The following is a 21,647-nucleotide window of genomic DNA, read 5'->3' on the forward strand; positions in this document are numbered from 1 at the left end:
GGGGCGCTTGGTTTTTTTAGCGAATTGAGGTTATTGGCGAACGCCAGCATTGTTGATCTCGTTGGGATCAAGTTTGACCGTGCGTTGGCCAGTCATTGGGTCAAAATTAGCTTGTGGGCTTGGCGCAGGATTCGCATTCACCCGTTGGCCCGTCATTGGATCGAATGGTGATTGGCTGCTTGGCGGCGTGTTGTTGACCGCTGGCTCAAAGCCGGTATTGATCACGCTTGGCGTGCTTGGTTTGCGGCGTACTTTGCTGCGCGCCGTATTCCACCAAGCGCGGTAGGTTGCGCTAGTGTTGGTTTTGCCAAAGGCCAAGGGTGCTGCAAGTGCTAGCACAACAATGGCTGGCACATAGAACAGAATTCGCAAGAAGCTTTCGCCAAATAACGTCGTGCCAGCACCAAACAGAATCAGCGAAACCCCAACCATGGCGTTGAGTGACCCAAGCTCCATGTTCCGTGTTCGCAATAGATTCATCAGTTCAGTGCGATTGCCGAAGAGCAGCAAGCTCCCAGTAACGAGTGGCACAAGCGCCCCAACAATATTGGTAACGATATTGGCGATCATAATTAGCGCTATGATTGCAACCACAACAACGACCACTGTTCCAACAGTCATCATGGTATTGCGTTGATTTTTCATCAGAACCTCCTAGAACGGGTAAACCCCCGTTTGGTTTGCTGTTGATGATACGGTAGCAGGCTCTGAATTGTTGCGTTAACGTTTTGATAGTGCCAAGCGAATGCCAAAGCCAAACAGAATGAACCCCGTGCTGCCTTCGATCCAAGCCCGCACCCGTGGCTTGAGCATCCAACTGCGCATTTTATCCAAACTCAGGGTAATTAAGCCCAACCAAACAATCCCCAGCACAAAGTGAATCGAGGTCAATAATAACGAACGCAACATCACCGTATCGCTTGGACGAATAAATTGGGGCAAGAACGCCAGATAGAACAGGGCAACTTTGGGGTTCAGCACATTGGTTATCAACCCTTCGCGGTAGGCCTGCCATGGGTTGGCGCTTGGTTCGCTCGTGGTTGCTAGTTCGTCGGTTGATTGGGTTTGGTTGAAGGCGCTGCGCAACGATTGCAAGCCAAGATAACATAAATACAGCGCACCAGCCCATTTTACGACACTAAATGCCATTGCCGAACGAGTAAGAATCAGCGATAGGCCAAGCCCTGAGAGGATTGCATGAAAGAATAAACCTGAGCTAACGCCGAGGGTTGCCAGTAGGCCAGCTTTGCGGCCACGGGCCAAAACATTGCGCATCACCAACATCGTATCCGCGCCTGGGGTGATGGTGAGTAACGCAACGGCGAGGGTATAGCCAATCAACTGAGCATCAAACATGGCGTGCTCCCCATCCAATAAAGCCCCGCACTTATTGATTGAGCGGGGCTGAGCTTAGTCTTTATTCCTCGAAAACGGCTTTGACGCGGAAATAATCGCCTTGGCGGTCGGGGGCGTTGGCCAGCGCGGCATCAACTGGCAAACTCGATGTTACCGCATCGACCCGCGTGACATTGGTTAAATCGGTCACTTGAGCGGTAATCGGCACATCAGTCACATCAACTGCTTGCAATAGCTCAATATGGTCGAGAATCGAGGAAAGCTGCAAACGCATGCGCTCCATCTCATCATCGGCCAATTTTAAACGAGCAAGGTGTGCGACTTGGCGCACTTGTTCAGGGGTTAACGACATAACATCCTCACAATTAACTACGAGCGCGAACGGTAGCCCATAATCGCCCCGCCTATGACCGAAAGCAACAGCACAACGATGAGCACTGGTTGATCGATTTTGAGTACCCAACCAACCATACTGGCCATCATGCCACTGAAAATTCCACTGCCTATTGCATAGCCAAGCCGATTTGGCTGCGATTTTGGTTTTGCCATTGCTGCCTCGATTGTACCAGATTTCGTTCTGGGAACTTTTATGAATCACCTAGCGTTAGTCTAGCATAAACAAATCAGTTGAAAGGAATCTTCCAGTGCTTCGACGAATTACGGCAATTGCTGCCCTTTTGATTTTGACTGCTTGTGGTGGCCAAACCACCCCAACCACCGTTCCCACCACTGCTGGCGGGAATCAGACTATCGCCACCGCAACGCCTGCGGTTACTAGTGCCTATGCTTATGATACCAGCGCCGCAGTAACAATTTTGGAATTGCGCAATGAAGGTGGGTTTGTGACCCCACTTTATAATAAATTGTTGGCAGTACCCCAGTTTCGCTTGTATGGCAATGGCGAGTTGATTTACCAATATTATGATGCAGATGGCAAAATGTTCTGGCAACAAACCACCCTCAGCGAGAACCAAATTAAGCAATTGCTGAGCGATGTACTTGGCGCTGAAAAAGATTTCTGTCTCGATACGTCACTGGGCGATCCAGAACCAATGATCTCAGATGTTAATGTAACCACCTTGACTGTGAATTTGACTGATGGTTCGTGCAGTGCCCAAGCCTATGCTGCTTTTTCAGAACAACGCTCGGGCTTGAATGCTGACGGCCAACGTCGTTTCGTGCAATTCCGCAAAGCTTTGGCAGCCGTTGAAACTTTGATGAAGGCCGAAACTAAGCCTTATCAAGCCCAAGGTGTGACGATTTACTTGGAGCCAGCAGCTGCCGAAGAGCTGGCAACTGCCGCAGAGTGGACGTTCAAGGCCGAGTTGCGCGAAGGCAATGTCGTGACCGATAGCGAAGCCGCCGCGATTCTCGAATTTGCTGGCCAGCCAACCTTGGTCAAAGCTGGTGATAAAGCATTCCGCGTGTTGGCAGTGCCAATTTTGCCATAACTGAATCCCTCAGCTCTCAACCTGCTTCTTTCAAAGGTGGGCAGTTAAGATGCCCTCACCCCAACCCCTCTCCCGTGGCGCGGGCGAGGGGCTTTTGGTTGTGTGGCATGATTGGTGGTGAAAACGGGTGCTCCTCCTCGCCCGCGTCCAGTGGGAGAGGGGGTTGGGGAGTGAGGGCATGTTTGACCACCACGCTTTTTTAAAACCTACCCTTGAAAGGAGAGGGGGTTGGGGGGTGAGGGGACTTACTTAACGGCGTTGATCAGCACCATCACAATAATCAAGCCAGCTAAGGCGGCTAAACCAAATTGATGCGTAATATTCGCATAGCGGCCTTGGCGAATTTCAAGCGGCAGCACTTCTTTGGGCACAACTTGGCGACGCAAGCAGTTGGGGCAGGTTTCAACATACTGATGGCTGGTAATCAGGCCAAAAATAAAATATAAATGAATATAGCTGTAAATGAAATGAACATTAAAGGGGACGTTTAATTGACAGCCTGGGCAGCCATGCCAAAACGTTTTTAATGTATCAACAACATTACTGCGTTTGCCAAAAAAGATCATTCTAGGATTATCCTCTCTCTATTCGTCGTTAATTGGCTCGCCAGTGGCGCGATCAAGGCGTGGGCGCAAGAAGTTGTAGACCGCACCGCGCCGATTGGCGCTCAGTTTGCTCCAGGTTAGGCTGATAATTTCGTGCAAATGCTCAGGATTGAGTTTATTGATCATGCCGCTGCGCACCAGCAATCGCTGCAAACCGCCGCGTGGCTCTAACCCAATATCAACTGTAGCTGTGCCTGCAATTGAGCAGCCATCTTCGGCAACGCGCAATAATTCGTCAATTAATGTTTCGGCGTGTGGCACAACCTGCAAGCCATTTAATGTCACAATTTGGCTGAATTGGTCGGCATGAAAGGGCAGCGCTGTCATATCGGCACAAATTAAATGCACATTGATAATGCCTTTTTTTGTTAGCTCAGCTTGGGCCGCTTTGAGCATTGGCATGGCCAAATCGATGCCAACCACCTGTAAATTGGGGCGTTGCGCATACAGATCGAGAGTTAATCGGCCAGTGCCGATCGGCGCTTCGATTGCCCAACCGTCGTGCTGCAAGGCTTTTGCCACCAGCGCTGTTTGTTCAGTGCCAGCCATTCCCAGCCAACGAAAAACCCCATGATGCACCAGCAAATCATAGGCACGGGGAAATTTATAAGGCAATTGCTGAATCAAAGGACGCAGGCCAGCTAAAAAGCGCTTCACAACGATCATCTCCAATTAAAAGACCTGCTGTATTATAGCCAAATCTGAATTATTTGCGACTAAACCAGCCGCGAATCGTCAACATCCAATTGCGAATGCCAAGCGCCAAGCCCAACGCCGCCGCACCAAACGCCACCAATCCCAGCCAGCGAATTTGCCAGATTGCGCTGCCAACTAACGCCAGCACGGTAATCACAACACACATATCAATCAACCAACGCTGCTGTTGTGAGCTTTGATACGTGCTGCGCTGGCTGATGCGCTGCCAAAGCCAACCGCCCAAGGTTATGAGCGCAATCCATTCCCAAACCGATAACCGCATGAGCCACCGCATAAACGCTCCTGACGCTCAATAACGCTGGCCTATTATTGCACGTTTAGGCAGTTTTTTCGATCCATGCGCCAACTTCACGGTTGACATAAGCTTCTTGTTCTGCATATGGTAAATGCCCAACTTTGGGAATTGCCAAGAGATCGGCGTGAGGAAGCGTCAATTTAAGCCATTGGGCCTGCTTAAATGGCACAATCGGATCGTGTTGACCATGCACAATTAATGTCGGAACAGTAGTTGGTTTGGCCAGAATCAAGGGCCGTAAATCGGCATGCTTGAGCACGGTTGTGATGCCAGCGATGCCTGCAATCGGCGTTTGTTGCATTTGGCCATAGCCATCACGAATCGTTTTAATCACTTTGGGGTTACTATAAAAGCCTTGACGATCTTTGATAAAGGCAACCAGCGATTTAGAAAAAGCCCAATGGCTATAGCGGCCCAAGCCCAGCGAGCTATGAATAATCGCCTTGAGCAAGCTTGGTTTGCCAACAAAACGCTGCCATAAACTCACAATTCCAGTGAGTTCCGACCAAACGACTGGCGAGATGACGATTAGGCGTTTGGCCAATTCGGGGGCTTGGTGGGCAATGCCCAAGGCAATCAGGCCGCCTGTCGAGTGACCAATAATCGTAGCTGGCTGGCCATTGCTAATTTTCTTGAGGCTGGCGATTCCGGTTTCAATCAAATGCTCTTGGGTCCAGCGGCTCCATTGCTTATTTGGTTGATTGGGCACAGCGCCATGGCCGGGCAAGCCAACAAGTTGCACTTCGCCATGCGGCCACAGCGCATCCCACAGCCAAAAACGGTTTACAGCGGTGATGCCATGCCATGCGATAAATTGCTCAGCGCCAGTGCTGCGTTGTAAAACCCGAATCGCCTCTGCGCCAACCGTGCCCTGAACGCTGATTGTATATTCATCCATGGGATGCTCCTCGTATGGCCATGAATTGCTTGCGCTTGTAAACGCAACTTTCCTGCATTATGCGCTAACTATAGAATAATTTTTGGCTTAATGCAAGAAACTTGCATTAATAATAGAAGGATTGTTGATGATGAAACCAGAGCCATCGGAAGCAGAGCACGAACACGATACCGTGTATCAATCATTGTTGCATCGCCAACGTCCAGGTGGGCGCAGCGCCAAAGTCCATGCGGCAGTGTTGCAAGCAACTGGCGAGCTGCTGCTCGAACAGGGCTATGCGCAATTACGCATCGGCGATGTGGCCCAACGCGCGGGCGTGCATGAAACCTCGATCTATCGGCGCTGGAAAACCAAAGCCATGTTGGTGGCCGATACGGTCTTGGCATTGTTTGATCAACATGTGCCAAACCCCGACACTGGAGCGTTTCGCGATGATGTTTTGAGCTTTTTGCCCAGTTTGGTGCGTTATTTGCAATCACCTGAGGGTGCTGCACTCAGTCGCGCGTGTGTTGATGTTTCTAATCTGGCCGAAGCTGCTGAGGCGCGCCAAGCGGTTTGGGGGATTTGGGTGGCGCAATTTGCGGTTTTGGTGGAGCGGGCGATTGGGCGCGGCGAATTGCCAGCGGCAACCAATGCCCAAATCTTCCTAGAGATGTTGATTGGGCCGTTTTTCTTGCGTTTGTTGGTAACTGGCGAACCATTTCACGAGGATATGGCGACCCATGTGATCGACCTGCTGTTACGCCATTAACGCAAAACAACGCAATCATTTGAACAATTGCGTTGTTTTGGGTTAATCAAGTTTAGTGATTTTTTTGTTTGTCTACTTGCTCGCGAGCTTTTTGGGCTGCATTTTGAGCTGCTTCTGCCACATTGCGCGCTTTTTCTGCCGCAGCATCGGTTGGATTTGGATTTTCATCGCGATCACGACCAACTAAGCCGCCAGCAAAATCTTTGGTATATTCGGCAAAGCCACGATCGTGGGGAGTATCGGCTTCGCCGTCTTCGCGGCGTTCGTGAGCGCGATCGTTGCCGAACATGTTGCTGACAAAATCTTTGGTATATTCGACAATGCCACGGTCGCGTGGTTTGTTTGATTCTTCTTCAGCGTTTTGGGTTACTGGTGCGTTATTTGGCGTTTCATCGCGATCAAACAAATTTTGAATAAAATCTTTGGCTTTTTCGCCAAAACCAGGTTCATCGTGATTTTTTTGTTCGTTGTTCATTATCAATTCCTCCAAATAATTAGGCTTTCGGGCGTTGAGCCAATTGCGGGGCTGGTTGAATGCGGCTTAGTACAAAGCCAATCACAACCCCAGCGATAAAGCCACCAGCATGGGCAGCATAAGCAACGCCGCCGCTAGTTTGGCTGGTTGTTGTAATGGTGGCGAAAGTGGCAATGAATTGTTGCACTGCCCACAAGCCAATCATCATCCAAGCAGGAACCGTTTGCACGAAACGACCGAGCAAGACTTTAACCGAATTGCTGCGGAACATAACGATATAGGCTCCAAGTATCCCCGAAATTGCGCCTGATGCTCCGACGCTGGGAATTCCAGCACTCGCTGAGTTAAGGTTAAGCAGAATGTGTGCCGCCGAAGCAATTAAGCCAGTTATCAAATAAAAAGCTAGATACTTGACATGGCCAAAGGCATCTTCGACGTTATCGCCAAAGACAAATAAAAACAGCATATTGCCGATTAAGTGTGCCCAACCACCATGCAAAAACATCGAAGTCAACAAGGTGATCCAGCCATCGCCAGCAGCGATGCGTTCAGGCACTGCACCCCAAGTCATTATAAAATCTTGCAAGGCTTGGCTTTCACTGCCCAACGAAAGTTCGTAGAAGAACACCAGCACGTTGAGCGCAATTAGGCCATAGGTTACATAGCCGCGCCGCCGGAGTTTGGAGTTATCATCGCCTAATGGAAACATGGTGCTCCTCCTTACAAGACGCTGTGCTTTTCAGCACCATTTTGCCAATACTCTTGCTTATCGAGCGCGGCGGCCCCATGCTCGTCGTGTTCAATTGTGCTCGGTGTGGTTGGCAGGGTTTGATCAAACAAGCCCAAAATGCGTTTTTTCAGCAGTTGGCGGCTTTCAGCCCCAGTTTGGGGTGCTGTTAGGGCAGCAGTTGCCAACCCTAACAGAAAATATTTGCCTGCCATCCAAATGGTTTTGAAGAAGTGTCCAAACATTGCGTTTCCTCCATTGTATTGGTGCTTGATGCTCGTTTTATGCTATTTGCGTTGAAATTGACGACTGAATATCAACCAACTAAGCAAAAATGATACCAAGGCTATGCCGCCGAGCCAGATGTAGGTGCTGGTTTCTGGCGCACGGTTGAGCAGCATAATCTGTTGATAATTGGCAATCCCATGAGTCACGGGCAAGCCACGGGCAATATTCTGCACAAACGGCAAAAACGATTTAATTGAGATGAAGAAGCCGCTGAAGAATACCGACATCAACAGCACCAACATCGAGAATTGCACTGCTTGGCTATCGGTACTGACCACCGACGAAATGAAAAAGCCAATGCCCAGCGAGGCGATGGTCAGCATAAAGGTCAGCAAGGCAAAATTGAGCAATTGGCCGGTATAGAATGGCACGCCTAGTCCAAAGACCATCAATGCAACCAAAACACTGACAATTACTGCCGATAAAATCGTGTAGCTGGCATATTTACCAATGAGGGTTTGGAAGGCTGAGAGTGGCGAAACCCGAAACATTTCTAAACTGCCTTGTTGCATTTCGCGCACCAGCGATAAGCCCGCCAAGGTGACCATCATATGTTGTAGCAAGAGCGCAAGCACTGCTGGGGTGTAAAAACGCACATAGGCAGTTGCTGGATCTTTGGTGATGTCGCCCAAACTTTCGATTGGTGCAAGATTGTTGGCAACTGAACGCAACGGCGAAACGACCACCGCTGGATCGATCGCTTGCACCCGATCCGCTTGTTGATCAAGCTCGCTAAGTCGCGTATCAAGCTCGGTTAATTGCTGCTCTTGCTTTTCCAAGCTGCCGCCTGCGGCCAAATCGCGATCAAGGGTATCCAGCGAGGCTTGCAACGAGCTAAGGCTTTGGGTTGAAGTGCTGGTTTCGCTGGCTCCATTTTGGGTCATCGATAAGGCAATTAATTGCAATGCCCCAGATTCACGCAAACTCCGAATCGTTTGGCGGGCTTCGGCGCGCTTGTTGCCGCTGAGCTGTTCGCGCAATTGGCTAATTTGCTGGCGCGCATCGCTCACATAATCGCGCAAGGTGCCAATTTGCTGCTGGCTTTGGCCAACCACGCTGAACAACATACCTTTGTTAAGTTCATTAATTTGGGTATACGAGAGATATTCAATCCACGAGCGCAGCAATGGGTCAACTTCGCTATAGATAAAGCGAATATCAACCGCCTTGCCAGTCGAGTAGACCGTGGTCATCTCCAAAGGAAACACTTCGACCAAATCGAGTTCGTCGTTTTCGAGCGCGGCGACTGCTGGCGCTTCGCTTTCGTAAATATGGCGTTCTGGATCAATCAAAAATGTGTTGCTGATCCGCTTGAGCAATTCAGTCACTTGGGGATCGTCGCGGTGGCCTGGCGGCACGACGATGCCAGTTCGCAGCTTTGGTTGCTCACCTTGATAGCCAACCCCAAACAACGAGAGAATCAGAAACGGCCCGATGATCAAGCCAACTAAAAGTAAGGGTTGGCGGCGAATTGCATTTAATTCTTTGGCACAGAACGCAAAAATGCGCACAAGATTTTTAAGCATTGCTGTGCTCCTTGCTCACTGGGGTTTCGAGCCGTTCCATCAAGGTAATAAAAATATCGTCGAATGGCGGGTTATATTCGCCAACTTGGCGAGTATCGATCGTTGGGTCGCTATTGAGCGCGGCGATCAATTCGGGCAAAGCGGTGCTGGCATCATCAACGTAAACCATCATGCTGCCAAGCGGGGCATTGTGCGGGCGTTCGATCCCTAAAACCAATTGATGGCGGCTCAGAATCCGCACTGCATTGCGCAAATCTTCGGCATCAACCCGAATGTTCAGCACATCGCTGCCCAAGGCGCGGCGGCGCAGGCCATCGGGTGTATCAACCAGTAACAATTGGCCGTCGCGCATCACCGCAACCCGATCGCAATAGGCCACTTCGTTGACATATTGGGTGGTAACGACCAGCGATTTCCCCATCGCCTTGAGTTCTTGAAATTGATCCCAGAAGCGGCCACGCAGCACAGGGTCGATGCCCGCAGTTGGTTCATCAACAAATAATAATTCTGGCTCGTGGACTAATGCGGCAGCCAATTGCAAGCGCCGTTGCATCCCGCCAGAAATATTGCCAGCCAAGGTTTTGCGCGCCTGATCAAGCTCCACAAAATCCAACAACTCGTCGATGCGTTTGCGGCGTTTGGTTAATGAAACACCATACATTGAGGCGGCAAAGCGCATATTTTCGAGCACGTTCAAATTGGGGTACAGCACAAACAATTGTGGCATATAGCCAAGTTGCTCGCGATCGCTGGCATTAAATGTAGCTGGATCTTTGCCCAGCACGCTGACTGAGCCACTCGTGGGAATGTAGACTCCCGTCATCAGGCGTACCGTCGTGGTTTTGCCACAGCCTGATGGCCCAACGATGCCAAAAATCTCGCCAGGCTGAATATTCCAAGAAACATCGCGCACCACGTCGCGATCGCCAAAACGCTTTGTCACCTGCTGAAGTTGAATCAGCGATTGACCGGCATGTGCTTGCATAAGCTAACTGCTCCTTGCACCAAGCGGCGATACTGCTATGAACTTGTTGATCGGCTTTAACTCTATTGTAGCCTAGCGATCAAGCATCCTATTTTTTGAAATTTGAAAAAAGCTCACACGTTTATAGCAAGATGTAAGCCAAGTCAGAAGCAGAACAAAGAGCATAGAACATAGAACATAATCAAGGCAGAAGGCAGAAGGCAGAAATCAAAAGGCAAAAGGCTTTGGGCTATTGGGAACAAAATCAAACATAATCTGTAGAATCTGTGGCGAAAAAATTAGCCTTCGCGTCCTTCGCGGTTTCGTGCTTCGTACGCTTCGTGTCCTTCTTGGATCACCACTGATCCTATGCTCTATGTTCTATGCTCTTTGTTCTGCATCCCCTGACCAGCAAACGCGGATTGTTGGAGTCGCGCAGATGTGCTAAAATGAACTACCGAGTTTGTACGGAGTTTTTGAGTATGGCACAAGCAACACGGATTGGGCTGGTGACGAGCGGATCGTTACTGGAAGGGTTAACTGCTCGTTTAGATGAACGCTACGATATTGAGCGTTTGCGCGTTGGTCAATTTATGGTGGTGCAAGGCCGCCAAAATCGCTTTTTTTCGATGTTGACCGATGTGCAGTTGGCAGCAACCAGCCTCTCGATTTTGGCCGATCCGCCTGATGATGAACACCCGTTGTTGCGTGAAATCTTGGCTGGGCGCAATACCTATGGCACGTTTAAATTGACTCCACAGTTGATGTTGCCCGAAGATTCGCTCGAAACCCCACGGCCTGTTAAAACGATTCCGGCTCACTTTGCACCGATTTACGAAGCCAGCGAAGACGATTTTGGCTTGGTTTTTGGGGCCGAGGGCGATGGCAAGTTTCAAATGGGCACGCCGCTGGATATGGATGTGCCAGTATGTATCGATCTTGCGCGCTTTGTTGAGCGCTCGAATGGCGTTTTTGGCAAATCGGGTACTGGTAAATCGTTCTTAACACGATTATTATTATGTGGTGTGATTAAACATAATGCTGCGAGTAACTTAATTTTCGATATGCACTCCGAATATGGCTGGAGCGGCACAACCGAAGATAAAATTCAAGAAGTTAAGGGTTTATCCCAGCTCTTTCCTGGCCAAGTCTATATTTACAGCCTCGATCCTGAATCGTCGCGGCGACGCGGCGTGAAATACGATGGTGAAATTACGATTGGCCTGAATGAAGTTCGGGTTGATGATATTTTATTATTGCAAGATGCGCTTAATCTCAATCCTACCGCTGCTGAATCGGCGTTTATTTGCGCTCAACGCTTTGGCGACGATTGGATTCAAAAGCTACGTGAATTAGATACAGAGCAGCTGAAAGAATTTGTTGAATCGACAGGCGCGAACATGTCGTCGATGTCGGCGCTTTCGCGTAAATTGGCCCAACTTGAGCAACTTAAATTTGTAACCCGCAAATCGAGCCAATCATCGATTCGCCAAATTATCGATGCTTTGCTCGCAGGCAAAAATGTAGTCGTCGAATTTGGTCAATATCGCAGCGAATTGGCTTATATGTTGGTTTCAAACATTCTGACGCGCCTAATTTACGATGAATGGGTGCGGCGCACCGAAACCTTCTTGGCCTCGAAAAAAACGAGCGATCGGCCACCGCAACTAATGATTACCATCGAAGAAGCGCATAATTTTCTTACGCCGAGCTTGGCTAAACAAACCATTTTTGGCAAAATTGCCCGTGAATTGCGCAAATATTCGGTGACCTTGCTGGTGGTTGATCAACGGCCATCGTCGATTGACAACGAAGTGATGAGCCAGCTTGGTTCGCGGATTACGGCGTTGCTCAACGATGATCGCGATATTGACGCAGTGTTTATGGGCGTTGGTGGCTCGAAAGGCCTGAAAACCGTGTTGGCCTCGCTCGATTCGCGCCAACAGGCCATGATGTTGGGCCATGCTGTGCCGATGCCGGTGGTGATGCGCACCCGTGCCTACGATAAAACCTTCTACGAGGCAATGATGCAGGGCAATCGGCGTGGGCCAAGTCTCAGGCCACGTACCCCAGAATTGATTGATCAAGAGGCTGACGAATTATTTTAAACGTGCAATAATCCATTATTCCTAAACGTGATCAGTCAAAAGATGGAGATTGCTAGTTAAAAAGTACTTCGAGAGGGTTGACGATCAACTAGGAACAATGCTATAGTGAAACGAGTGGCTAAATGCTGTTGTTCTTACGAGCAACGGCATCACAGCACGCACAATACCGCGATGAGATTGCCACAATTTGCCTTAGCATTCAGGCATTGTATAGATAAACTGTCGCCGCGCCTCGTGCCGATGCTTGGGGGGCGGCGTTCGATCATTAGTTTAGATAACAACATCTTGCCTGCGACTCAACCTCGGAGGAGCCATTTCAATGATTGACAAGCTACTGGAGCTTGCGGCAAAAAATCAGAACCGCATCAAACGCGAAGATATTCTCAGCGTGTTGCCAGAGCCAGAGACGAATATCGAAGCCCTCGAAAGCCTCTACGAACAAATCGAAGAAGCCGGCATCGAGGTTATTGATGCAGACGAAGCCCCCAACGTGGCCGAACTCGATCTTGATTTAGATCTCGATAGCGACCACGATCTCGATGGAGCCTTGCCTGACCTTTCCGATATTGCGCTCGATGACCCAGTGCGCATGTACTTACAAGAAATTGGGCAAGTACCATTGTTAACTGCGGCTGAAGAAGTCGATCTCGCCAAGAAAATGGAAGTGGCTCACGCCGCCAACGATACCTTGTTGCAAGATGATGGCCTGCTTGAACATAGCGATCGCATCTCGCTGAAACGCCATATTGATATTGGCCGCTCTGCCCGCCAACATCTGATTCAGGCCAACTTGCGCTTGGTGGTTTCGATTGCCAAAAAATATACCTCGTATGGCCTGACCATGATGGATTTGGTCCAAGAGGGCAATATTGGCTTGATGCGGGCAGTTGAAAAATTCGATTACACCAAAGGCCATAAGTTCTCAACTTATGCCACGTGGTGGATTCGCCAAGCAATTACGCGGGCGATTGCCGACCAAAGCCGCACGATTCGCTTGCCAGTGCATATGGGCGAAGCGATTAGCCAAGTGAAGCGCACCTCGCATAAATTGCAACAAACCATGCAACGCGAGCCAACGCCTGAGGAAATTGCCGAAGCCATGGGCATAACCGCTTCGAAAGTGCGCCGCACCTTAGAAGCCTCGATGCATCCGCTTTCGCTCGAAATGCCAGTTGGCCAAGAGGGCGAGGGCCGCATGGGCGATTTTATCGAGGATGATCGGGTTTCAACCCCGGTTGATGCTGCTGCGATGACCATGTTGCGCGAACAAATTGAAGAAGTTTTGCAAAAATTGCCTGAGCGCGAACGCAAAATTATTCAATTGCGCTATGGCCTCAAAGATGGTCGCTACCGCACCCTCGAAGAAGTTGGGCTGGAATTTGGTATTACCCGCGAGCGGATTCGCCAAATCGAAGCAGTGGCCTTGCGCAAACTGCGTCACCCACACCTTGGCAAGAAATTACGTGGCTATCTTGATTAACTAACGTGGTTAAAACTGCTGACCCAACGTGCATTTAACGTGGCGTTGGGTTGATTTTTTGCACAACACCCTGTTTTATGGTACACTATCGCAGTTTTGCAGCGATCTAAGATTATTTTAACTCTACATGGAGTAGCATAGCAATGGCGAACGAAACTCTCCGGTTGGAACTCCAACCGCGCGAAATTACTGGCAAAAAGGTTCAAGGCTTGCGCGACCAAGGCATTTTGCCAATTGGGATTTGTGGCCGTGGGATCGAACCCTACTCAGCCCAAGTTGACGAACGCGAATTCAACAAAGTGATCAACAAAGCCGGCTATAGCGGCTTGATCGAGTTGAGCATCCCTGGTCAAAAACGCCAATCAGCGTTCTTGTTGGAAGTTCAACGCAACTCAGTCAGCAATCGCATTATCCATGCCGACTTGCGGGTTGTTGATGTCAACCAACCAGTTGATTTGGATATTCACGTTGCATTGCAAGGCGAAAACGATTTGGTCAGTCGTGGCAACGCTGTGTTGAACTTGGCTCAATCAGTGGTCCGCGTTCGCGCGTTGCCAGGCGATGTGCCACATCAAATTGATATTGATGTAACCAGCTTGACTGAAGTTGGCCAACAAATCTTGGTTAAAGATTTGAACTTGCCAGCAAACGTGGAAATCCTCGATGATGTTGAAAGCTTGATTTTGGCTTTGGGTTACCCACAAGCTGAAGAAGCTCCAGCTGAAGAACCAGCAACCGAAGAATAATTAAACGCCCCTGTGGATTATTCCACAGGGGTTTTTTTAAATCAAAAAAAGGATGTGGTATGTACCACATCCTTTTTAATCTATTTAGCTCTTCTTTTTGGGGCGACCGCGGCGAGCGCCAGTTTTGCGAGCTGGTTGGCTTTGTGGGTCGATCACCAAAAATTCAATGCGATTTTTGTCTTTGATTGGGCGGAAGCGTAATACAAGGTTGCTGCGGGTTGCAGCTTCGCGCACAAGTGCACGCAACTTGCGTTTGTCTTCTTCATCGCCTAATACAACTTGACCACCAAAACCAGCTTTTGCGTTTTGGAAATAGTCGGTATATTCGGCAATAATGCGTTCGCGGGTTTCACGTTGAACTGCACGCTTTGGTTTTGCCCGTTCTTGCATTTCTTCTGGTGACCAGAGTGTAAATTCTGCCATGATTTTAGCCTCCGAAAATGATACTATTCTATTGACGACACGCCATTCTCAATATTCTTACTCTGTATATCCTTATCGTATATAGATTTCTGCTTTGTGTCAAGTTTTTTTGTTTCGATTTGGCCAATTTTGGAGGAATTATGCTGCAAGATTCATCAATGTTTACACTTGATCATCGCGATGCGCGTAGCTGTCTGTTTAAACGGGCAAACCAACACCTGCGAATTAGCATCTGTAGCACACAGCTGATTCGAGTCTCGCTTAGCAATGATCAACCATTACCACGGCGTTCGTGGGCAGTTAATCGGGCTGATGATGCATGGGAGCCTGTTGAATGGTCAATTGTGCAAAATTCCGATACAACAACGCTTGAGACGACTGATGTACAGGTAAATGTTGCACATGCTGATGGGCGAATTACGTTTACGAATCGCCAACAACAAGCTTTTTTTAGTGATGTTGCGGCTGCAACATACAACGCTGATGGCTGGCTAGTCACAAAGCAAATTTATAATTCTGAGCATTTTTATGGTTTTGGCGAACGAACTGGCTGGCTTGAAAAAACAGGCCAACATTTTTTAAATTGGACGCTTGATCCAGAACCACATCATGGCCCACGAATTGATAATATGTATGCAACGATGCCAGTTTTTATGGGTTTGCAGCCCAATTTGTGCTATGGCGTATTTTTCAACACGTCATTTCGTTCGAGTGTTGATGTTGGGGCAACTGATGCTGCGTTATTGAGCTTAAAAACTCAAGGGCCAGATCTTGATTATTATCTGGTTTTAGGTACGACACCAGCAGATATTACCGCTGCATGGCGTGAATTGTTGGGTTCAATGCCGTTGCCAGCCTATTGGGCACTTGGCTATCATCAAAGTCGTTGGGGCTATGATTCAAGCAGCACAATGCGGGCAATTGCCGATGAATTACGCGCCCGCAATATTCCATGCGATGCAATCCACTTTGATATTGATTATATGGATGGCTATCGGGTTTTTACGTGGCATCCTGAACGATTCGATGAGCCAGCCCAATTGGTGCACGATTTGGCCCAAGATGGCTTTAATGTCGTGACAATTATTGATCCTGGGGTGAAAACTGACCCCAATTACGCGGTTTTTGCTGAAGGTATTGCCAACGATTATTTTATTAAACGAGCTGACGGAACGTTATTCAGTGGCTATGTTTGGCCCGATGATAGCGCATTTGCTGATTTTACGCGGGCTGATGTGCGCGCATGGTGGGGAAATTTACATAAAACATTAGTTGATGCAGGCGTACGTGGGATCTGGGATGATATGAACGAGCCAACCGTCTTTGATCGCCCTTTTAGTGAAGGCGGCGGCAATGGTGGCACGATTGACTTAAACGCACCCCAAGGCGCTGCTGATGAGCGCACAACCCACGCCGAAGTGCATAACTTGTATGGTTTGTTGATGGCCCAAGCAACCTATGAGGGTTTGCGCCAATTACGGCCTAATGAGCGGCCATTTGTGCTAACGCGCTCTGGTTTTGCTGGTTTATCACGTTGGGCAACCTTGTGGACTGGCGATAATTCGGCGTTGTGGGAACATTTGGAAATGACGTTGCCGCAAATTTGTAACTTGGGGCTTTCGGGAATTCCATTTGTTGGCGTGGATATTGGTGGGTTTTTCGGGAATGCTTCGCCTGAATTATGGGCACGTTGGGTGCAAGTTGGCGCATTTCTGCCCTTCTGTCGCGGCCATTCGTGCTCGGGCACGCGGCCTGCTGAGCCTTGGGCCTTTGGCGAACGTACCGAAGCAATTGCCCGCGCGTATTTGAGCTTGCGCTACCGCTTATTGCCCTATTTGTATACGTTGTTTTATCAGGCTTCGACGACTGGCGCGCCAATTATTCGGCCCTTGGTTTATGAATATCCTGCTGATCTGGCGACCCATGCCTTGCATGATCAGGTTTTGTGTGGCTCGCAGCTGCTGCTTGCGCCAATTGTTCGGCCTGGCGCTGAATATCGCTCGGTCTATTTGCCTGCTGGCGAGTGGTACGATTGGTGGACTGGCGAGCGGATTACTGGGGCGCAGCATATTTTGGTACATGCGCCATTAGAGCGTTTGCCGCTGTATGTGCGTGGCGGTGCGATTCTGACGCTTGGCCCAGTGCTCAATTATACTGGGGAGGCTCCGCTTGATCCCTTGACGCTCGACGTTTATCCCAGCGGTACAAGCGAATGGACGCTCTACGAAGATGATGGAATTTCGTTTGAGTATGAACAGGGCTTGAGCGCAACCACCCATTTTAGCTGCATTGAAACTGCGCAATCAATTAACTTGATTATTGCCGCGCGCCAAGGTGCTTGGCAGCCAGCACCACGCACAATCGTGGTGAATTTGCACTCGTTGCCACCAAACGCTGTTTTGCTTGATGAGCAGCCGCTTGAGTGGGTGCATGCCGAGGGTGCGATTACCGTGAGCTTTGTTGATGATGGCTTGACGCATACGCTTGAGGCGAAATTATGAAGGATGAGGGATGAAGAATGAAGCATGAGAACATAGGAAATTATGAAGGATGAGGGATGAAGAATGAAGCATGAGAACATAGGAAATTATGAAGGATGAGGGATGAATTATGAAGCATGAGAACATACAACATAGAGACTGACACGTTTTGGATGCGTTTCGTGAATTAGCTTTAAATGCAGCGGCGCAGAGAATTAATATTTCTCTGCGCCGCTGCGTTAAGTGCTCATCCTGTTAATTTTCAACCCTCATCCTTCATCCTTCATCCTTTAATTAATTGGCTAGTTCGGCAATGTCGCTTTCGGCGCGCTCGGCAACCGAGCCAATTGAGAAATATTTGGCATCGGGGTGGTGCACGACGATTGCGGCAGTGCTTTGCTCAGGGTCGAGCTGGAAGGCCGAAGTCAAGCTCACGCCAATTTCTTGGGCTGGCAAGACGCTAAATAGCTTGGTATGCTCCTCGAGATCGGGGCAGGCTGGATAGCCCCACGAGTAGCGTTTGGCCTGATAGCTTAATCCTAAGCCTTGGCTAATAATTTTGTTGGTAAATTCGGCCACTGCCTCGGCGTAGGTTGTGCTCAAGCCATGGCTGAAGAACGATTCGCTATAATCGCTGGCTTTTTGCAAGCTTTCAACCCGCTCGGCTGCGACATGGCCCATCGTTACGATTTGTAAGCCCACTACATCGAACTCGCCGCTCTCGATTGGCCGGAAATAATCGGCCAAGCAGAGGCGTTCGCGGCTTGGTTGACGGGGGAAAGCAAAGCGCGTCAAAACGGTTTTGCGATCTTTAGGATCGTACACGACCAATTCTTCGCCAGCAGCTTGAGCTGGGAAATAACCATAGACCGCTTGAGGTTGCAACCAACCATTGCGCTTGGCATCGTCGATCATGCGGCGCAAACGGGGCTTGAATTCGTCGTTGACCACGCGATCGTATTCTGCACCCTTGAGGTTTTTGATGCCCCAACCCAAGCGCCAAAGTGTATTCAGGTCGAGATATGGCGTAACATCATCGAGCCGAATTTTTTTGGCAACTTGCACGCCCCAAAATGGCGGCGTTGGCACGGGGTTATCATTGCGAATTGCTGAACGCGCGCCGCTTGGATTATCTTTGCCCAATTTTTCCAGCAAGGTGCGACCACGTTCTGGCGCTTTCAATGATTCGCGGGCTGCGTCTTCCATCACGCTCATATACTCTTCGCGCACGCTTGGATCGGAAAGTTTATCCATTGTTTCGAGGCCTTCGAAGGCATCTTTACAATAGAAAACGCCGCCAGTGTAGGCCACTTCTGGCTCAGGGAAGAGAATTCGTTGCCCATATTGGCGATTGATCGCCGCGCCACCAACCAGCACTGGGAAGGTCAAATTGCGTTTGTGTAATTCCTGCACGCACAAGGGCATTTGCTTCGATGTGCTGACCAGCAAGGCCGAAAGCCCAATTGCATCTGCGCCAACTTCAAGTGCTTTTTCGATGATTGTATTGACCGGAACTTGCTTGCCCAAGTCGTAAACGGTGTAGCCATTGTTCGACAAAATCGTGTAGACCAAGTTTTTGCCAATGTCGTGCACATCGCCATAGACCGTGGCTAGCACCACTTTGCCCTTGGTTGTGCCTTCAACGCGATCAAGGTATTGTTCGAGGTGGGCAACTGCACGCTTCATGACTTCGGCAGATTGCAGCACATAGGGCAAAATCAATTCGCCAGCGCCGAATTTATCGCCAACTTCTTTCATGGCTGGCAGCATCACGCCATTGAGCACATCGATTGCTGCTTCGCCTTGGGTTTGGCCGCCAGCCTCGCGCCATGCTCGCGATTCATCAATATCGGCTTCGATGCCATCTTTTTTGCGATGCAGAATCTTCCAATGAATGCGTTCTTCGGCGTTCATGCTGGCGGTTGGGTCGGCTTTGGCTTCGCCAGCGACCGCTGCATTAGCTTCGAAAAATTGAATGAAGCGCGGCAAGGCTTCGTCATCGCTGTTGAAAATCACATCTTCGCAGACCTTGCGGGTTTCGGCGGAGATTTCGGCAAATGGCATAACGTGGCTTGGGTTGATGATCGCTGCATCCAGCCCGGCCTTAACTGCGTGATACAAAAAGACCGAGTTGAGTGCTGAGCGGGCGTGCGGCTGAATCCCGAAGGAGAGATTCGAAACCCCAAGCACCGTCATCGCGCCAGGAATTTCGGCCTTGATGCGGCGAATACCTTCCATAGTTTCTTTGGCCGATTCGCGTAATTCTGCTTGGCCAGTGGTTAATGGGAAGGTCAGGGCATCAAACAGCCAGGCATCATTTTGCACACCGTAATCTTGGCGGCCCAGCTCAACCATGCGTTTGGCGATCGCAACTTTGGCTTCGGCAGTATGCGCCATGCCTTCTTCATCAATCGTCAGGGCGATAATTGCTGCGCCATAACGGGCAACGAGCGGCATAGTTTTGTCGAATTTCTGTTCGCGCCCGCCTTCGAGCGAAGTCGAGTTGATGATTGCGCGGCCTGGATACATTTGCAATGCTGCGTCAATCACCTCGTGCTCGGTCGAGTCGATCACCAAGGGCAATTCAACTCCCATGGTCAATTTTTTGAGCAACTTTTGCATTTGCTCTTTTTCATCGGGACGCTCGGTCATTGCCACACACACATCGAGCGCGTGTGAGCCACTATCTGCTTGCTCGCGGGCAATTTGCAACACTCCATCATAATCATCTTTGAGCAACATTTTTTTGACTTTGCGTGAGCCAACCGAGTTAACCCGTTCGCCAATGATGAATGGGCCTGGATCTTGATGCAATGGCAGGGCACGCATGGCCGAGGAAACTTGTTGCACAGCTGGAGCTTGATTAGCTTTGGGTGGGCAATTGTTGCCGATTGAATCGACCAAAGCGCGGAGGTGAGCCGGCGTTGTGCCACAACAACCGCCAACCACGCGCACGCCCAAATCCTTGACGAATTCGGTTAACGATTTGGCAAAGCCTTCTGGTTCCAAGGGGAACACGGTTTCGCCATTAACTTCCATTGGCAAGCCAGCGTTGGGAATACACGAAATTGGCAATTTGGAATTGGCAGCCAGATAGGTGATTGCTGGCCGCATATGTTCAGGGCCAGTCGAACAATTCAAACCAATCACATCAACATCGGCCAAGGCTTCGAGCGTGACCATGGTTGCTTGAATGTCGGTGCCAAGCAACATCCGCCCTGAAAGATCCAAGAAAACTTGAGCTTGAATCGCAATGTCTGGGCGGTTGAGTTCGGCCAAGCCACGGCGAATGCCATCGATTGCCGCTTTGACTTCGAGAATATCAACGCTGGTTTCGACCAAAAGCACATCAACCCCACCTTCGACGAGCGCAATCGTTTGCTCCTTGAAGGTGTCAGACAAGGCATCCCAAGTAATGTTCGAGAGCGTTGGATCGTCGGATGAGGGCAAGAATCCAGTTGGCCCCATCGAGCCAGCGACGAAGCGTTTGCGGCCATCTTGGGCTTGGTAGCGGTCGGCGACGCTACGGGCGAGCTGGGCGGCTTTGAAATTCTGCTCGTAGGTTTTATCGGCCAAGCCCCATTCATGCAAGCGAATGCGGGTTGATTGGAAGGTATTGGTTTCCAACACATCAACGCCTGCTTCCATAAACGAGCTATGAATTTGTTCGATAATGTCGGGGCGCGTCAAGGCGAGATAATCGCGTGCGCCGAAGTACTGTTCGCCGCCAAAATCCTCAGGCTTGAGATCATACAAATCCAAGCTAGTACCCATTGCGCCGTCGTAAATCAGAACACGTTTCGCCAATTCGGCGATGTAAGGTTTTATGCTGGTCATGACGCATTCCCTTTGTATGGATCGCGCTGCCAAAGCGCCGAACCACAGTTAAAAAAAACTCCTCGCACACTGGCGAGGGCTTCAATCATTGAGTTGCCACTCATCTATCAGCGCGATTGCTGCTGGAAGAAGCACCTTTCTCAGTGAGACGGTTGCTGGAGCGTCATCGGGCCAGATCCCTCGGCTCCTCGTGATGAGGTATTCAATTAATCGCAGTATAGCAAATCTTAGCGAAAAATCAAAGAAGCATAGGGATCAGTTGTTAGGGATCGGGGATCGGGACGTTTTCGTCTTTGCATGCGTTGTGGATTGATTTTCAACGCAGAGGCGCAGAGCGACGATGGCTATAGGCTGTTGACTATGGGCTATCGGAATGAATAAGCTGGTAAAGGTGGGCAAACTGCGGCTAAAATAGGGGTCAGGGGCCTTACTGCATGACATCCAGCCCAAGAACGGGCAATGGGACGACAACCCGTTCATAGTCAAGCGTCCGAAAGGCAGGGAGTTTCCACGTGATGGT

At 49.7% G+C, this 21,647-nt stretch carries 21 protein-coding genes and 1 riboswitch; of the genes, 6 read left to right on the plus strand and 15 right to left on the minus strand.

What is annotated here, in order from left to right:
• Positions 1–30: 30 nt before the first annotated feature.
• From JOD20_RS06840 to JOD20_RS06855, 4 genes are all read right to left on the minus strand, one after another.
• Complete coding sequence (locus JOD20_RS06840; protein WP_204754544.1) at positions 31–645, minus strand: hypothetical protein; 615 nt, start codon at positions 643–645, stop codon at positions 31–33.
• A gap of 75 nt (positions 646–720) precedes the next feature.
• On the minus strand, positions 721–1,356 hold the full coding sequence (locus JOD20_RS06845; protein WP_204754545.1) for a LysE family translocator: 636 nt from the start codon (positions 1,354–1,356) through the stop codon (positions 721–723).
• A gap of 61 nt (positions 1,357–1,417) precedes the next feature.
• Positions 1,418–1,708 carry an Asp-tRNA(Asn)/Glu-tRNA(Gln) amidotransferase subunit GatC gene (gene gatC / locus JOD20_RS06850; protein ID WP_204754546.1) on the minus strand — a complete coding sequence of 97 codons (291 nt, stop codon included), beginning with the start codon at positions 1,706–1,708 and terminating at the stop codon, positions 1,418–1,420.
• 17 nt (positions 1,709–1,725) lie between these two features.
• Positions 1,726–1,905: a hypothetical protein gene (locus tag JOD20_RS06855; protein WP_204754547.1), complete on the minus strand. Its 180-nt coding sequence runs from the start codon at positions 1,903–1,905 to the stop codon at positions 1,726–1,728.
• Positions 1,906–2,000: 95 nt separating this feature from the next.
• On the opposite strand from JOD20_RS06855, the gene JOD20_RS06860 reads away from it, so the two are divergent.
• Positions 2,001–2,807: a hypothetical protein gene (locus JOD20_RS06860; RefSeq protein ID WP_204754548.1), complete on the plus strand. Its 807-nt coding sequence runs from the start codon at positions 2,001–2,003 to the stop codon at positions 2,805–2,807.
• Positions 2,808–3,052: 245 nt separating this feature from the next.
• Here the strand turns inward: JOD20_RS06860 and JOD20_RS06865 are convergent, their stop codons facing one another.
• The 4 genes from JOD20_RS06865 to JOD20_RS06880 are packed head-to-tail and all read right to left on the minus strand — an operon-like array spanning position 3,053 to position 5,322.
• Entirely contained in the window at positions 3,053–3,373 is a 321-nt protein-coding gene (locus JOD20_RS06865; RefSeq protein ID WP_204754549.1) for a hypothetical protein, read from the minus strand.
• A gap of 18 nt (positions 3,374–3,391) precedes the next feature.
• Positions 3,392–4,069, minus strand: a complete 678-nt coding sequence (locus tag JOD20_RS06870) for a methyltransferase domain-containing protein (RefSeq protein WP_204754550.1) — start codon at positions 4,067–4,069, stop codon at positions 3,392–3,394.
• A 49-nt stretch (positions 4,070–4,118) separates the two neighbouring features.
• Positions 4,119–4,403 (minus strand): hypothetical protein, encoded by a 285-nt coding sequence (locus tag JOD20_RS06875; protein WP_204754551.1) that lies wholly within the window; start codon positions 4,401–4,403, stop codon positions 4,119–4,121.
• A gap of 43 nt (positions 4,404–4,446) precedes the next feature.
• The gene (locus JOD20_RS06880; RefSeq protein ID WP_204754552.1) at positions 4,447–5,322 is read right to left on the minus strand and encodes an alpha/beta fold hydrolase; all 876 of its coding nucleotides are present in this window, start codon (positions 5,320–5,322) and stop codon (positions 4,447–4,449) included.
• A 127-nt stretch (positions 5,323–5,449) separates the two neighbouring features.
• Here JOD20_RS06880 and JOD20_RS06885 point away from each other — a divergent pair, with 127 nt between their 5' ends.
• Positions 5,450–6,073 (plus strand): TetR/AcrR family transcriptional regulator, encoded by a 624-nt coding sequence (locus JOD20_RS06885; RefSeq protein WP_204754553.1) that lies wholly within the window; start codon positions 5,450–5,452, stop codon positions 6,071–6,073.
• 52 nt (positions 6,074–6,125) lie between these two features.
• On the opposite strand, the gene JOD20_RS06890 is transcribed toward JOD20_RS06885, so the two are convergent.
• From JOD20_RS06890 to JOD20_RS06910, 5 genes are read right to left on the minus strand one after another with little or no spacing between them, the layout of a single operon-like run.
• Complete coding sequence (locus JOD20_RS06890) at positions 6,126–6,548, minus strand: hypothetical protein (RefSeq protein ID WP_204754554.1); 423 nt, start codon at positions 6,546–6,548, stop codon at positions 6,126–6,128.
• 19 nt (positions 6,549–6,567) lie between these two features.
• Positions 6,568–7,257: a rhomboid family intramembrane serine protease gene (locus tag JOD20_RS06895; RefSeq protein ID WP_204754555.1), complete on the minus strand. Its 690-nt coding sequence runs from the start codon at positions 7,255–7,257 to the stop codon at positions 6,568–6,570.
• Between the two features lie 11 nt (positions 7,258–7,268).
• Positions 7,269–7,520, minus strand: coding sequence for a hypothetical protein (locus JOD20_RS06900; protein ID WP_204754556.1), 252 nt, complete (start codon positions 7,518–7,520; stop codon positions 7,269–7,271).
• A 42-nt stretch (positions 7,521–7,562) separates the two neighbouring features.
• Positions 7,563–9,089, minus strand: coding sequence for an ABC transporter permease (locus tag JOD20_RS06905; RefSeq protein WP_204754557.1), 1,527 nt, complete (start codon positions 9,087–9,089; stop codon positions 7,563–7,565).
• Positions 9,082–10,074 carry an ABC transporter ATP-binding protein gene (locus JOD20_RS06910; RefSeq protein ID WP_204754558.1) on the minus strand — a complete coding sequence of 331 codons (993 nt, stop codon included), beginning with the start codon at positions 10,072–10,074 and terminating at the stop codon, positions 9,082–9,084. Before JOD20_RS06910 ends, JOD20_RS06905 begins: the two co-directional genes overlap by 8 nt.
• Before the next feature lie 461 nt (positions 10,075–10,535).
• Between JOD20_RS06910 and JOD20_RS06915 the strand changes: the two genes are divergently transcribed.
• The 3 genes from JOD20_RS06915 (at position 10,536) to JOD20_RS06925 (ending at position 14,387) form a co-directional block, all read left to right on the plus strand.
• A complete protein-coding gene (locus tag JOD20_RS06915; RefSeq protein ID WP_239583752.1) occupies positions 10,536–12,161 on the plus strand; it encodes a helicase HerA domain-containing protein in 1,626 nt (541 codons plus the stop codon).
• 319 nt (positions 12,162–12,480) lie between these two features.
• Positions 12,481–13,641, plus strand: a complete 1,161-nt coding sequence (gene rpoD, locus JOD20_RS06920) for an RNA polymerase sigma factor RpoD (RefSeq protein WP_054532485.1) — start codon at positions 12,481–12,483, stop codon at positions 13,639–13,641.
• A 143-nt stretch (positions 13,642–13,784) separates the two neighbouring features.
• Positions 13,785–14,387: a 50S ribosomal protein L25 gene (locus JOD20_RS06925; protein ID WP_204754559.1), complete on the plus strand. Its 603-nt coding sequence runs from the start codon at positions 13,785–13,787 to the stop codon at positions 14,385–14,387.
• 84 nt (positions 14,388–14,471) lie between these two features.
• Here JOD20_RS06925 and JOD20_RS06930 read toward each other — a convergent pair whose 3' ends face one another.
• Entirely contained in the window at positions 14,472–14,810 is a 339-nt protein-coding gene (locus JOD20_RS06930; protein WP_110517265.1) for a hypothetical protein, read from the minus strand.
• A 140-nt stretch (positions 14,811–14,950) separates the two neighbouring features.
• Between JOD20_RS06930 and JOD20_RS06935 the strand changes: the two genes are divergently transcribed.
• Positions 14,951–17,311, plus strand: coding sequence for a TIM-barrel domain-containing protein (locus tag JOD20_RS06935; RefSeq protein ID WP_239583753.1), 2,361 nt, complete (start codon positions 14,951–14,953; stop codon positions 17,309–17,311).
• A 273-nt stretch (positions 17,312–17,584) separates the two neighbouring features.
• Here the strand turns inward: JOD20_RS06935 and metH are convergent, their stop codons facing one another.
• Positions 17,585–21,127 carry a methionine synthase gene (gene metH, locus JOD20_RS06940; protein WP_204754560.1) on the minus strand — a complete coding sequence of 1,181 codons (3,543 nt, stop codon included), beginning with the start codon at positions 21,125–21,127 and terminating at the stop codon, positions 17,585–17,587.
• A 97-nt stretch (positions 21,128–21,224) separates the two neighbouring features.
• Positions 21,225–21,327, minus strand: a riboswitch (SAM riboswitch).
• Positions 21,328–21,647: the final 320 nt, after the last annotated feature.

Source organism: Herpetosiphon giganteus, assembly GCF_016907925.1.
Classification (GTDB): Bacteria; Chloroflexota; Chloroflexia; order Chloroflexales; family Herpetosiphonaceae; genus Herpetosiphon; species Herpetosiphon giganteus.